Here is a 14,332-nt window from a genome sequence, read left to right as displayed (position 1 = left end):
ACCGTCTGAAGACACTGAGATTCTAACTTCAACCTGGACACTTACTCGACCAGACTTTCATCAAGAGGAGTAGAGGTTTCCAGTCCATTAGCGTTACTTTGGGGATGCCCTCCCCTAGCTTGTTTACCAAGATTTAGAATATTAATTGCAGCATTTGTATCTCGATGCAACTCACATCCACAATTACAAACATGGGTGCGGGTTGATAGAGATTTTTTCACTATTACCCCACAATTAGAACATTTCTGTGAAGTGTAATGGGGTGCAACCGGAATTGCTAATTTATCAAATTTAGACGCAAAATATTCTATCCATAGCCGAAATAAATACCAACTTGCGTCGCTAATTGATTTAGCTAAACAATGGTTTTTAACCATATTTCTAACACTTAAATCTTCATAGACTACTACATCGTTAGATGTGCATACGTTACGCGCAATTCTCTTTGCGTGTTCATTCCGTTGTCTACTTACTTTTAAGTGTTTTTTTGCATAAACTTTTCTAGCTTTCCGTCTCCCCGATGAACCTTTAACTTTTTTATAGATTTGTTTCTGAGATTGCTTAATTGATTGTTCAGCTTTTCTGAGAAACTTAGGATTAGCTTCTTGATATCCATTTGAATCTGTATAAAACGACTCAATACCAACATCAAGTCCTATTTCCTTTCCAGTTTTGGGTTGAATATCGGTGACATTAATATTCAGACAAAATTGTGCGTAATATCCATCGGCACGACGAATTAAACGCACCCGTTTTATGTCTTTAACATTGTAGGTGTGGATATCCCATTTACCCAATAATTTGAGTTTACCCCCCCCAAACCCCCCCGTGCACGGCAGGGCTGTTTCATGTTTGAAAATTATAGCCTACTTTTGGGTCATAATTCTCAAACATGATAGCTATTTTCCGAATAATTAATATTTCATATAATTGCTATATTAATATTAATTATAGGAAATATCATTTAAACAGCATAAATATTCTTATTCCCTACGGAGTAAGACTTACGTTTCCGATTTTTATCTATTTTTCCTAAATTAATCGCTCTATTGTTTCAGTTTTAACTTTGGGATTAAGAGATAGCCAGTAATTTCTCCCAATGATTTCCTAACCACCTTCTTCCCTCTGTTATTGACAAAAATCCTAAACCTCTGAAAATATTCAATCCTAGGGTGTTGAGCAGTGCCCAATTAGTCGCGGCTTGTACTTGATGAATTTTCATACTATCCTCTTTAAATAACACATCTTTTACCCAATGAACTTGATTCTCAATCCCCCAATGCCCTTTAATCTTTTGGGAAAAAAAATCTGCCTTTTCCCAGATACTACTTATATAATAAACCGTTTCTTTATAAGACTTTAATTTAGGAGAATTCTCTCTTGACCATTCTTTTACTATTTTGCTTAAATCCTTCTCGTCTACTCCTCTCATCACCCTCCTTATTGTTGAATAAGATGGCATTCCTTGGCTATAGATATTGAATGTTCTTTTCAGGATAACTTCGTTGGCTTTGACAAAATATTCCATCTCTCGATATCCTTGATGCCCTGACATCACCCCTAAAACTACTACTAATAGCACTTCCCATAAACTATACCTTTTTCCCTGATTTTTTCGGAAATCCTTGACTTCTTTTAAATTTTCTATTAAACTTGTTAGCATCTTTATTTTAGAAAATAATGGCGGTCGCTCTCTATTTTATCAGGTAGCGATCGCTCTTTCTTTACTCTTTTCCACCCGACTTTGAAACAGCCCTGCGTGCACGGGGGGGCTAGGGGGGCCGTTTTTATCGGTTAAGGTAATTTGTCTTTTAGTTGGGTGTAGTTTCCATCCCGATGTTTTATATTCAACGGAACGGCAATCTTTTTGGAATTTGGGATATCCTTTTTTACCGGAAATCTTTTTCTTACAATTGTCGTAAAAACGACTAATGGCAGTCCATCCTCGCTCGGCGGCGGATTGGACTGCCATTGAATTTAAGTCGGCAACAAAGGGGAATTCATTTCTAAGAGTTGTAGAATATTTATTTAAGGCAAATCTATCAATCTTTAATTCTCTTGAATTATCCATCCAATATCTAATTGCTTTATTGCGAATGAATTGGGTGGTGCGAATTGCTTCATCAATCGCTTTATATTGATTGGGTTTGCCTTGGCACTTATATTCGGTGAACTATCATAGAAATCTCCTTTTTTCGACCTACCTTATGTTAACATAAATTGGAGAAATATTCACGGGGAATTTATTCCCCTGGGTCGCTTTTCATCTGGTGGTCTGAAGACACTGAGTTTTCAAGCTCCCAGACTTATGTTATAACGACGGCTAGATAAAATTAACAGCCCCCCCGCAAAAGCTGGCCCCATAGGGCCTCCCATCACCACTAATGCCCTTCCAATTCGACCTCCAAAAGATACAGAATTGTAGGCTATTCCTGAACCATCGGGAAACATTAATAGTTTATAAAAATTGCCTCCTAATAGAATTGCAGTTAATCCATGTCCCATTTCATGGAACCAAGTTGCTAAAATTGAGAAGGGATATAAAATATAACTTCCCCAAGGAAATTGCCATAAAATAATTGTGACAATAGCTGCCACAATTAACCAAGTTAATCCTATTTTAGAAGATGATAAACCCGTGAGTTTAGACATGATTTAATTAAACAGCTTTAATAACTTTTGATTCGATGCCCCTGACTGCGATAATTTCTATTTTTTCTTGCCACCAAATAGCCCGCCAAACAAACCACCACCGGAGGATTTATCGGATTTGGTTTTGGATTTTGTCCCGGCTGAAGCTGTGGATTTTTCTAGTTCTTTTTTCGCTTCTAAGGCTTGGGGTTGTTTGGGATCAAGTTGTAAAGCCCGATTAATATGGGGAGTAGCTAGTTTAGGTTGATTTTGTTTTAAATAAACTAACCCTAATAAACCATGACAATGACTATTATCAGGTTCCCGTTTAATGGCGTCTTTTAATTCTGAAGCCGCTTGGGTATAGTTTTGACTAGCCATTAACTGTTCGGCACGGTGACAGGCTTGTTCAACAAAGGAATCTTTTTTAGGTATTGCTGAGTGCTGGGTGGGAGTTGTTTCAGGAACTTTAGGAGATGGAGACGCGGCACTTTTTTGATTTTTACGAAGCAAGTAAACCAGGTTTAAATCACTAATTTGACCCGTAATATCTAAGACTTTTTCAGGGGATTCATATTGATGTTTTGCTAAGGCTTTAATTGCGCTTTCATAGGCATTTTGATAATCGGAGGCTTGGAGAAGTTTTTGACCGGCTTCTGTTTGAGGTTTGAGGTGATGCTGTTCTTTGACAATGCGATCGCCAATGGTTTTTAATAGCAGTGTATATTCCTTACGTTCAGCTTCCTTAGAAAACTGATTATAGGCCGGACTGACTAATTTAGCTAACAATTGCTTGGCTAAATCACGATCTTGGGGGTTCTCAAAGGGACAGGTATCAGGATGCAAACGACGGGCGATCTGCATATAGCGTTTGCGGATATCGTCAAATTCGGCTTCTAGGGAAACCCCTAAAATCCCGTGATTATCCATAAACTCAAACTGAAATAACCCTTGTTTAATTTCAAACATACTGTTTTGCTTTCCTTGCCTAGATTTACGACGAAGATTAATCGCACCTATTGATCTTAATATAACCCGTTTCCAACAGTTATTATTAAAAAAAAACCGGATTTCTGTTAGAAACCCAGTTGCTAAAATAGTAATGGAGATTGATTTATTAATATCAATATCCGTTATAGTTCCTGATCAAGACAGAGAATAGGCTGTTTGCATTGCCCACCAAACTAGAACGCCGATACCTCCCAAAACCAGCACAGAAGAAATAATAATTGCCGTGGGACTGTCCGCCCCTTTAAATTTCATGATTCCACGATCTAAGTCGGATGCCATATTTTATGCCTAACTCTTATGAGTAGTTATAACACAAATAATTCTAATTTTGGCGATCGCACCTTAACAACAAAGGGATCAAACCAATTGAATCTCACCCCCATCTAACATCTGTTTCAGACTTTGATTCAAATCAGAACGTACCCGAAAATAGTCAGAATTAATCACCCAAACCGTTAATAATGTTTTAATCCCACCCGCAGCTATTTCCTGAATCTCCATATCGGGTATCGGTTCTAATAAAACCCGTGGATCAGTTTGAACTAAATTAGTAAAAAGTTCTCTAACTTGATCCAGATCCGTATTATAACTTAAATTCAACTTAATATCAACCCTACGGATAGGTTGAATTGAGTGATTTACTATTTTATCCCCATAGAGTTTACTATTGGGAATAATAATTGTTTTATTATCGGGTGTTTTTAACAGGGTAGTAAAAATTTGGATTTCCTCAACTATTCCCTCTACTCCCCCACCTTCAATATAATCATGGACTTTAAACGGGCGAAAAACTATCATAAATACACCCGAAGCAAAATTAGATAAAGACCCCTGCAAAGCTAAACCAATAGCTAACCCAGCAGCACCTAAAACCGCAATAAATGATGTGGTTTTAATTCCCAGTTGTCCCAGTGCTGCTAAACTTACAAAGGTAACAATGGCAATATAAATTAAGTTGACAAAAAATCTAATTAGAGTTGGCTCTAGTTGAGCCTTGATCATCAGATGTTTACTGAGATTTTGGATAAATTTCGCCACCCATAAACCAATTAACAGGATCAGAATTGCCATTAAAAATTGAATTCCTAACCCGATAATTGATTCAGCTAATTTAATCAATAATTCCCTTTGTTGTTCGGCTGTTAGCATAAGTTATAAATCTAAAGAAAAGCTAAAATTTAATTCAAGTTCGCTGATTCATTAGCTTAATATTATCAGTTTATGATATAATTTTCAACTGAAATATGATTTTACTGGTTCTACATGAATTCTTCCCCAACCCCTAACGAATTCAATAACATCGAAGACCGGGAAAATCAACCCGATTCAGGTGATCCCGGTTTACAACGGTTTGCACTGCGGTTAAAAAACAGCATGGGACGAGATATTTTAGTCCAAACAGAATTGGATAAACTCAGAACTCAACTGCAATGTGATCGAGTAATTTTATATTATCTTTATTATCAATGGAAAGGACAAGTTACCTTTGAATCTTCGAGTCAACCAATCTTCTCAATCTATGGTTCTACGGGTGCAGATGATTGTTTTAATCAGGAATATGCTCAATTGTATCAACAGGGAAGAATTCGAGCGATCTCCGATATTGAAACCGCAGCTATTCATCCCTGTCATCAAAACTTTTTACGCAGTATTTATGTGCGGGCTAATTTAGTTGTTCCTGTGATTGTTGATAACGAACTCTGGGGTTTATTAATTGCTCATCATTGTCGATTTCCTCATCTTTGGAGTGCTTCGGAATTTGAACTGTTGAAAACCGCCGCAGAAACCCTATCTACTGCACCAGAAATTCTGGATTTAAAGAGGTAGGAACAAAGCCAATATTAATATTTTATATCCTGTCTATTGCCTGTTGCTCATTCAAAGGAAGTATAATTTCTAATTTTGTTCCCTCTCTTGGTGTTGAATATAGATTGAGTTTACCATGATGTCTTTCAATAATTTGATTAACAATTAGTAATCCTAATCCAGTTCCTTGACCGACAGGTTTTGTAGTAAATAAAGGTTCAAAAATTCGCTGACTAATTTCCTTGGTCATGCCAATTCCATTATCAGAAATTTTAATTAAAACTGATTTTGAATCGGGTTGTGTAGTTTCAACTTTAATTATAGGAATATGATGATCAAATTCTCCATTTTTACCCGCTTCTTCAATCGCATCAATAGAATTTGCTAAAATATTCATAAAGACTTGATTCAGTTGACCAGGATAACATTCAATAAGCGGTAAATCACCATATTCTTTAACTAATTGAATAGCGGCTCTTTCTCCTAATGGCTTGAGGCGATGACTCAAAATTAACAGAGTGCTATCAATACTTTTATGAATATCAAATAAAACCTTAATTGAGGCATCAGAACGGGCAAAATTCCTTAAAGAAATTGAAATATCTTGAATTCGATCAGTGCTTAATCTTATGGAATTCAGCAGTTTGTTTAAATCATCCAAAACAAAATCTAAATCCGTTGCAATTATCGCTTTTTGTATGGGTTTTGGTAGCTGATCATAATGGCTTTGACATAAAGTTAAAATATGATTTATATCGAGAATATATTCCTGAGCCGGAGGAATATTATTGACAATACAGCTAATCGGATTATTCATTTCATGGGCAATTCCTGTCACTAATTGTCCGAGAGTTGAAAGTTTTTCTTGTTGAACTAATTGAACTTGAGCTTGTTCTAAAACTGCCGTCCTTTCCGCAACCAGTTGTTCTAGGTTTTCCGTCAAATTTTTGAGTTGTAAATGCACCCGCACCCTAGCTAAAACTTCCTCCTGTTCAAAGGGTTTAGAAATATAATCAACCGCCCCCAAAGAAAGTCCCTTGACTTTATTTTGAACATCCGTTAAAGCCGTTAAAAAAATAATCGGAATTGCTTGGGTTTTTGGATCAGCTTTTAATTTTTTGCAAGTTTCAAACCCATCAATACCAGGCATTTGTACATCTAATAAAATTAGGGCGGGTGGTTTCCGTGCAACTAATTGTAAAGCGCTTTCTCCATCTTCAGCTACTCGCACAGCAAATCCTGCACTTTTTAGAGTTTGGGATAAAACGGCTAAATTAGTGGGATTGTCATCAACAATTAAGATAAAACCAAGGTCTTGCATAGATAAAAGTTGGGAATTTTATTTGAATTGTATGAGAAATATCCAGGGTTTAAGATTGGCTGAGGGTTTGACTCAACAACTCTCGCAGCTTTTTGAGTTGAAAGTTTTCTGTAAGTTGGATTACTTGTTGAGTAAAGGCAGAATAAACTGGATGACTCGTTTCAATCAGAGCTACCTCCGCTAGTATACCATCTACATCCCCTTCTTGAGCTAATTCATATAATCTGGATAGGATTTCAACCGGAATTTTCGGATTTTCTGGTTGAGTATCTACGGATTGATTCAGATTTTTAACGAGAGGGTCAGAGGAAATATAAATCCACTCTAATTTTAGATGAACTTGCAATAAATCCAGTAATAAATCGGCTGAAATTGGTTTAGGTAAAAACCCATCCGCTCCGGCATTTAAACTGCGGTGTTGATCGCTATCAAATACACTAGCAGAGGAAGCAATCACCATAATATCTTTTAGTTTTGGCGATTGGCGCAACAGATTAATAAACTTAAATCCATCCATCACAGGCATGACTAAATCAGTAATAATTAAATCGGGGAGAATTGCGATCGCTTGCTGCAATCCTTCCTGACCATTATTGGCTTCTATAACTTTAAATCCAATCGGTTCTAATAAATTTATAATCACAGAACGATTTGCCAAATTATCATCAGTAATTAGAATAGTTTTTTGTTCTCCTTGATATCCGGTAACGTTTCCTTTTTGAATATTACGAGAGGTATTTGCCCATTCTTTGGCTTCTGATAATTCCACATCAAACCAGAAAATACTCCCTTCTCCTTCTTGACTTTGTACCTGAAGTTGGCTTCCCATTAAGGAAACAATTTGTTGACTAATCGCTAATCCTAAACCTGTTCCTTCCGTGTTTCTTTTTATTTCTCCTACTTGTTCAAATGGCATAAAAATTCGGGATAATTGTTCTGAACTCATCCCGATTCCAGTATCTTTAATTTGAAAATTTAGGCGACATATAGAAGATTTTGGGATAAATATAGCTTGAATTGAAAAGGTCACACTGCCTTGATCCGTAAATTTAATTGCATTTCCCAATAAATTAATTAATACTTGTCTCAGACGTTTTTCATCGGCTTTAATTCCAATTGGAAGACCCTCTTGAGGTCGATAATTAAACTTAATTTTTTTCTGTTCAGCTTTGATATTACACATTTCGACTACCCCTTCTAAAAATGCCGGAAAATGAAAATCCGAGGGGTAAAGTTCCATTTTGCGAGCTTCAATTTTGGATAGATCTAAAACATCATTAATTAGGGTTAATAAATGATACCCACATTGTTGAATAACTTCTACCCCTTTCTGTCCTTTAGCCGTCAGAGGCTCTAATTGTTGTAAAATTTGAGCATAACCCAAAATTCCATTTAAGGGAGTGCGTAACTCATGGCTCATATTAGCTAAAAATTCACTTTTTGCTTGATTAGCTGCATCCGCTTTTTCCTTGGCGGTTTTAAGTTCAATTGTCCGTTCTTCTACCCGTTTTTCTAAGGCTTTATTTGCCTGTTCTAAGCTAACAAAAGCATCTTGTAACTGTTGAATCATTTGATTAAAAGCATGGGCTAAAATTCCTAATTCTTTAATTGTGGGTTCTTCTACTCGAGGTTTAACTAAGTCACCTCTAAACCCTTGTTCAGCTTCTTTGGCAATATTTTTTGATGCAGCACTCAAGTGTAAAATCGGTTGAGTAATTCGACGAGTGGTATAAATTCCCGATATAGTTGCTAATATTAATGCTCCCAAACAAAGTAAAATTGTAGTTTGAGTATTCCTATCAATTTCTGCCATAAAATCCGATTGTGGAACCACCACAATCACTAACCAATCTAACCCTAATGGATCTCGCCAAGGGGTAATTTTCACAAATTGTTTATCATGCTCCCAAGAAAATTTGAGGTTTTGAGTTGTTTCAATAGTTTGAAAATCTTTAATCTGTGATTCTAAATAATTTGCTGTGGCTTTAATTAAAGGTTGTTGACTATCTATGGCTTTTAATCTTTGCGGTTTTTGTCCAGGTTTAATTATAAAAGGTTTTTGATCACCAGAACTAGCAATTAGTAATCCATTCCGTTCTATAATAAAGGTTTGACCGGAAGGACTAACTTTCAATTGTTCTAAAAAATTACTCACTTGGGATAAGCGCATTTCTACACCCAAGACGCCAGTTAATTTTTTATTATCATCAAATAAGGGATGACTAGCCGCAATACAAAGGGGAAAGGGTTCAACTTCCCAGTTATAAACTTTACTCCAGGTGGGTTTTTCTAATTGGGCTCCGGCGGCATACCATCCTTCTTTTTTAAAAAAATGATCTTTCTGGCTTTTTAAGATGAGTTTTGATGGTTTTCCCTGAGTATTGATTTCAAAAGTGTGCATCAAAGAATTGCCATAATTTTGGAGGTCAGTAGTATCGAAGGTAATTCTTTGATCTCCAAAATAATTACCAACACTAGAAAAAATTCCCGTCGGTGTTCCTAATAATACATAACCAATATCAAAAGTAACTCGCTGTTTCCAAAAAAACTGTACGAGTTGAGTTAAATTATCGGGATCAAGGATTCCTGTTTCGATCGCATTAGCATTGATTTGATTTAGTTGTGGTGCAATAGAAAGATAACTATTTAAGTGTTGATAAATGCGACTACTGACTTCATTCTGTAACTTGCTTGCTAAATTATTTACCGCTTTTTGACCATTTCTTAGAGACAAATATCCCGTCAAACTAACCGCAGCAAAAATTTGTAAGACAAATGGAACAATTAAAATAAAGCGAAGGGGAAGTTTTTGAAACATTGGGTATTCAAAATTAATAATGTTGCCTCTAAAATACTAAAACAGAAAAACCTCAGTCAGAGTAGATGAATTATATAAAAAATATCAACATTTGGCAACTTAGATCATGAAAAGATCGGGGTTTCCCTTTCTCTGTGCTATGATATTAACATCCCAAATCCCAACTTCCATCTCCTTTATGTCAACATTCCCTAAAATATTTTTCAAAACTTGAGGATGATTTTCTCCTATTTTCCTGTAGAATACAATAGGTTGATTCAGCCTAATCTTAAATTAGTTTAATTGTCAAATCCCAATTGCTAACTCTGAAGTTAATATGCTAATTATTCAAAAATACGGTGGTAGTTCTGTGGGTTCCGTTGAACGCATTCAATCTGTTGCTCAAAGGGTGTTAAAAACAGCCCAAGATCATCAAGTGGTTGTCGTTCTTTCTGCTATGGGAAAAACCACTGATCAATTAGTTAGTTTAGCTCAACAAATTTCTCCGATTCCTAACCGTCGAGAGATGGATATGTTACTCTCAACCGGAGAACAAGTCAGTATTGCTTTATTCAGTATGGCATTGCAGGAATTAGGACAACCTGCAATTTCTTTAACAGGCGCTCAAGTGGGAATTGTCACCGAAGCCGAACACACTCGCGCCCGAATTTTAAATATTGAAACTGAACGGATAGAACGTCACTTAAATCAAGGACAAGTGGTAGTTGTCGCCGGATTTCAAGGGGTTAGTAGTCAAGATTATTTAGAAATTACTACCCTAGGAAGGGGCGGTTCTGATACCTCGGCGGTGGCTTTAGCGGCGGCTTTAAAAGCGGATTTATGTGAAATTTATACAGATGTTCCAGGGATTTTAACCACCGATCCCCGCTTAATTCCTAATGCTCAATTGATGACAGAAATTACCTGTGATGAGATGTTAGAACTTGCCAGTTTGGGGGCAAAAGTTTTGCATCCTCGCGCCGTAGAAATAGCCCGAAATTATGGGGTTTCTTTAGTAGTTCGTTCCAGTTGGACAGATGACCCAGGAACAAAAGTTATTCCTCCAAAATCCCAGCCTCGACCCCTAGAAGGATTAGAATTAGCTCGTCCGGTCGATGGAGTCGAATTTGATACGGATCAGGCATCGGTTTCTTTATTAAGAATACCAGATCGCCCTGGAATTGCGGCTAAATTATTCGGCGGAATTGCCTTACAGAATTTAGATGTTGATTTGATTATTCAATCAATTCACGAAGGCAATATTAATGATATTACTTTTACTGTAGAACAGAAATATTTTACTAAAGCGATCGCCGTTGCTGATGCCTTATTACCCGCTTTAGGAAAACCCAATAGTTCCGATATTGGTAATGCAGAAGTCACGGTCGATGATAGTCCCATTGCTAAGGTTAGTATTGTGGGGGCGGGAATGATTGGTCGCCCGAAAGTTGCCTCTCAAATGTTTAATACCCTCGCCGAAGCCGGAATTAATATTCAGATGATTTCGACTTCAGAAGTTAAGGTGAGTTGCGTGATTGCTGCCCAAGATTGTGAACGGGCTGTGGCAGCTTTATGTCAATCCTGTGAGGTGAATATTTCCGAAAAAAAATCCGGTAATTCTACACTAGAAAAAACCCAACTTGATCAATCTTTACCCCCCGTGCGTGGGGTGGCATTAGATGTTAAACAAGCCCGTTTAGCCGTTCGTTATATTCCCGACCGTCCGGGAATGGCGGCAAGAATATTCTCCCTTTTAGCCAACCATAATATTAGTGTGGATATGATTATTCAATCCCAACGCTGTCATCAAATTAATGGGATTTTAACTAGAGATATTGCCTTTACCGTTGCCCAGGGAGACGCCGATGAATCTCAACAAATTTTAGAACAAGCCGTATCTGAATTAGGCTGTGGTGAAATTGTTGTGAATAAATCCATTGCTAAACTGAGTGTGGTGGGTTCAGGAATGTTAAATCATCCGGGGGTGGCTGCTAAAATGTTTGAGGCTTTAGCTAATAAAAATATTAATATTTCTATGATTGCTACTTCTGAAATTAAAGTCAGTTGTTTAGTGGATGAAGACCAAGGCATAGAAGCCTTAAAAGCGGTTCATGAAGTCTTTGAATTATCAGGGGAGCGAACCTTTATTGTTCCTGAACGCGCTCCTGTTGCTTAATATGATTCCCCCTTGATTATAGCAGGGCTGTTTCATTTTTCCTTCGTTTAAGACCTAACCCCCCGACCCCCTTCCCTCGCAGGGAAGGGGGAGAAGAATTATTCTCCCCTCTCCTTTTAGGAGAGGGGTTGGGGGAGAGGTCACACAAGTTTGTGATCAAAAATGAAACAGCCCTAGATCATGGAGGATATAAAAATAATCTAATTTCTTTTGTGAGTTTAAATCAGATGATTAATCTTTTTATTGAACCTTTGCAGTATAGTTTTATGCAGCGATCGCTAACCGTAGCGATTTTAGTTGGTATTATTTGTGCCGTTGTCGGTAGCTATTTAATGGTGCAACGACTGGCATTATTAGGAGATGCCATTAGTCATTCGGTCTTACCCGGTTTAGCGATCGCATTTATCCTCAATGCTAATATCTTTATCGGGGCTTTTATTGCTGGGATTATAAGTACAATTTGCATGAATATTATTAGAACCTATTCCCGAATTAAAGAAGATGCCGCGATGGGAATAGTATTTTCTGCCTTCTTTGCTTTAGGAATAACCTTAATTACTTTAGTTCAAAAAGACAATAAAATTGACTTAAATCATTTTCTATTTGGTAATATTCTCGGAGTAACAGGAGAGGATGTTAGGGATACATTTATTATTGCTATGATTATCCTAACAGTAGTCACCTTAATCTATAAAGAACTACTGTTTTATACCTTCGATCCCCTGGGTGCAGAAGCCACAGGTTTACCCGTTAATCTGCTCAATTTAGGATTAATGGGATTAATTGCCTTAACCATTGTTGCCAGTTTAAAAGCCGTCGGTGTTATCCTAGTATTATCCCTATTAATTACTCCCGCAGCCACAGCTTATTTATTAGTAGAACGTCTGCATTTAGTCATGATATTAGGAGTAATAATTGGGGTAATTTCCAGTATTAGCGGAATGTACCTCAGTTACTTTTATAACCTCCCTTCCGGCCCAGCCATTGTGTTAGTAACATCGAGTCTATTTATCCTAGTATTTTTATTCAGTCCCACCCAAGGATTATTAAGAATAAAACCTTACAAGTAGGGAATGGGGAATGGGTAATAGGTAATGGGTAATAGTAAATTATCCCCCGCCAACAATAGTTACTATTTCTAAGATATCCCCAGGTTGGATTTCGGTAGTTTCCCAAAATTGGTGATGGAGAATTTCACCATTATATTCTATGGCAATTAAACGAGAATTTAAACCTTGTTCTTGTAAAAACTGGGGAAGTTTTAACCCCGAAGAACAGGTTTTTAATTCCCCATTAACTTTAACCGTCATTGTTTCTTTCATGCTTAATTTTCGGTTAATTAGGTAAAACTTTGTGGGTGCGGAGGTTTCTAACGCGATGCAATTGGGATAGAAAATATTGGGTGACTAAAGTAGGTTGTTCAGCGTTCATAATCGAACGTACAACGGCAACCCGTTCGCACCCGGTCGCCATCACATCATCAAAATTATTCATATCAATTCCACCAATAGCGAACCAAGGAAGGGTAGAATTTTTAACCGCATGACGAACATATTCTAAGCCCGCAGCCGCCTTCCCTGCCTTGGTAGGAGTCTCATAAACCGGGCCGACCCCGATATAATCTGCACCCTCTTGAATGGCTCGTTTCATGTCTTCAGGACTATGGGTAGAACGACCAATTAATCGTTGAGGGCCAAGGACTTGTCGGGCTAATTGAATCGGGATATCGTCTTGGCCTAAATGAACTCCATCGGCGTCAACGGCGACGGCAAGATCGACCCGATCATTAACTAAGAATAAAGCATCATAGCGATGACAGAGTTGACATAATTTCTGTGCAGTTTTTAATCGAATTTCGTCATTAGAAGTCTTATCCCGATATTGAACTAAAGTTAATCCTCCTTGTAGGGCTGCTTCGACAATGGCGAATAATTTTTCCCCGGGGGAAGTAACTAAATAGAGATAGGAATTTTGTAAAACCTTATGACGTTCATGGGCGAGTAAACGGCTTTCTAAGGTATAAACTTGATAGCGCATTTGTTTAAAGGTGCGCCCCATTTCGGGATGATATAATTTCCCGTATTCTTCAAGCACTCTTAAGGCTTCTTGTACCCGACAGAAATTGGCTTGTAACAGTTGTTCAATACCTGACCGTTGTTCTTCTTGGGGATGGGTTAATTCTGTGCCAGGATCATCAGTGGTATTACGATAGGAACGTAAGGTCATCGTATGCCAACGGGCGATTTCTTGGCGCAGATGTTTACATTCTTCCGCGAGTTCTCCGCTATTTAACCCAAACCGACACCACTCCTCGATAATTCTCAAGCCCTCCCGGGTGCGGTCTAGGTTAGCATCTAAAATCCGATAAAGAATCGGCTGTGCTAGGGGAGTGTATTGTTGATCCATTCAATGTTCCTCTGTTGTGTAATTTGGTGAGATTCGGGGTATAATTTCCCCAGTTCGATTTTGATGCTGGGTGCGTGTGAACAAAGTTCAAAATTCTTAACAGCCAAAATGTTAAGTTTAAGGTAAAATTGAGGCTGATTTGACGCAAATGACATTTTAAACTAAATTCAGTCCGTCAGACTCC

Annotated in this window: 13 protein-coding genes and 1 pseudogene; 3 read left to right on the top strand and 11 right to left on the bottom strand. The window is 37.6% G+C overall.

The window, feature by feature from the left end:
* Window positions 1-41 precede the first annotated feature (41 nt).
* From NMG86_RS04980 to NMG86_RS04950, 7 genes and pseudogenes are all read right to left on the bottom strand, one after another.
* Entirely contained in the window at window positions 42-797 is a 756-nt protein-coding gene (locus NMG86_RS04980; RefSeq protein WP_337587925.1) for an RNA-guided endonuclease InsQ/TnpB family protein, read from the bottom strand.
* A 275-nt stretch (window positions 798-1,072) separates the two neighbouring features.
* Window positions 1,073-1,663, bottom strand: a complete 591-nt coding sequence (locus tag NMG86_RS04975; protein ID WP_087882206.1) for an ISAs1 family transposase — start codon at window positions 1,661-1,663, stop codon at window positions 1,073-1,075.
* A gap of 117 nt (window positions 1,664-1,780) precedes the next feature.
* A pseudogene (locus NMG86_RS04970) lies at window positions 1,781-2,128 on the bottom strand (transposase); the annotation flags it as partial.
* Window positions 2,129-2,292: 164 nt separating this feature from the next.
* Window positions 2,293-2,652, bottom strand: a complete 360-nt coding sequence (locus tag NMG86_RS04965; RefSeq protein WP_043939373.1) for a M50 family metallopeptidase — start codon at window positions 2,650-2,652, stop codon at window positions 2,293-2,295.
* Between the two features lie 57 nt (window positions 2,653-2,709).
* Complete coding sequence (locus tag NMG86_RS04960; RefSeq protein WP_026797147.1) at window positions 2,710-3,600, bottom strand: J domain-containing protein; 891 nt, start codon at window positions 3,598-3,600, stop codon at window positions 2,710-2,712.
* Window positions 3,601-3,777: 177 nt separating this feature from the next.
* Window positions 3,778-3,921, bottom strand: a complete 144-nt coding sequence (locus NMG86_RS04955; protein WP_026788925.1) for a hypothetical protein — start codon at window positions 3,919-3,921, stop codon at window positions 3,778-3,780.
* Between the two features lie 78 nt (window positions 3,922-3,999).
* Window positions 4,000-4,791, bottom strand: coding sequence for a mechanosensitive ion channel family protein (locus NMG86_RS04950; RefSeq protein WP_043938828.1), 792 nt, complete (start codon window positions 4,789-4,791; stop codon window positions 4,000-4,002).
* 114 nt (window positions 4,792-4,905) lie between these two features.
* On the opposite strand from NMG86_RS04950, the gene NMG86_RS04945 reads away from it, so the two are divergent.
* Window positions 4,906-5,469 (top strand): GAF domain-containing protein, encoded by a 564-nt coding sequence (locus NMG86_RS04945; protein WP_026797146.1) that lies wholly within the window; start codon window positions 4,906-4,908, stop codon window positions 5,467-5,469.
* A 22-nt stretch (window positions 5,470-5,491) separates the two neighbouring features.
* On the opposite strand, the gene NMG86_RS04940 is transcribed toward NMG86_RS04945, so the two are convergent.
* Window positions 5,492-6,769: a sensor histidine kinase gene (locus NMG86_RS04940; protein ID WP_026788923.1), complete on the bottom strand. Its 1,278-nt coding sequence runs from the start codon at window positions 6,767-6,769 to the stop codon at window positions 5,492-5,494.
* Between the two features lie 49 nt (window positions 6,770-6,818).
* Window positions 6,819-9,587 (bottom strand): hybrid sensor histidine kinase/response regulator, encoded by a 2,769-nt coding sequence (locus tag NMG86_RS04935; RefSeq protein ID WP_043938830.1) that lies wholly within the window; start codon window positions 9,585-9,587, stop codon window positions 6,819-6,821.
* A gap of 316 nt (window positions 9,588-9,903) precedes the next feature.
* Here NMG86_RS04935 and NMG86_RS04930 point away from each other — a divergent pair, with 316 nt between their 5' ends.
* Both NMG86_RS04930 and NMG86_RS04925 read left to right on the top strand, forming a co-directional pair.
* On the top strand, window positions 9,904-11,742 hold the full coding sequence (locus NMG86_RS04930; protein WP_026788921.1) for an aspartate kinase: 1,839 nt from the start codon (window positions 9,904-9,906) through the stop codon (window positions 11,740-11,742).
* Between the two features lie 227 nt (window positions 11,743-11,969).
* Window positions 11,970-12,812 carry a metal ABC transporter permease gene (locus NMG86_RS04925; protein ID WP_026788920.1) on the top strand — a complete coding sequence of 281 codons (843 nt, stop codon included), beginning with the start codon at window positions 11,970-11,972 and terminating at the stop codon, window positions 12,810-12,812.
* Window positions 12,813-12,851: 39 nt separating this feature from the next.
* Here NMG86_RS04925 and thiS read toward each other — a convergent pair whose 3' ends face one another.
* Window positions 12,852-13,064: a sulfur carrier protein ThiS gene (gene thiS, locus NMG86_RS04920; protein WP_026788919.1), complete on the bottom strand. Its 213-nt coding sequence runs from the start codon at window positions 13,062-13,064 to the stop codon at window positions 12,852-12,854.
* Window positions 13,065-13,077: 13 nt separating this feature from the next.
* Entirely contained in the window at window positions 13,078-14,148 is a 1,071-nt protein-coding gene (locus tag NMG86_RS04915; RefSeq protein ID WP_026788918.1) for a thiamine phosphate synthase, read from the bottom strand.
* Window positions 14,149-14,332 lie beyond the last annotated feature (184 nt).

This window comes from Planktothrix rubescens CCAP 1459/22 (assembly GCA_904830895.1).
Lineage (GTDB): Bacteria > Cyanobacteriota > Cyanobacteriia > Cyanobacteriales > Microcoleaceae > Planktothrix > Planktothrix agardhii.
The sequence above is the reverse complement of the archived record's forward strand: the minus strand, read 5'-3'. Positions and strand labels throughout refer to the sequence as shown.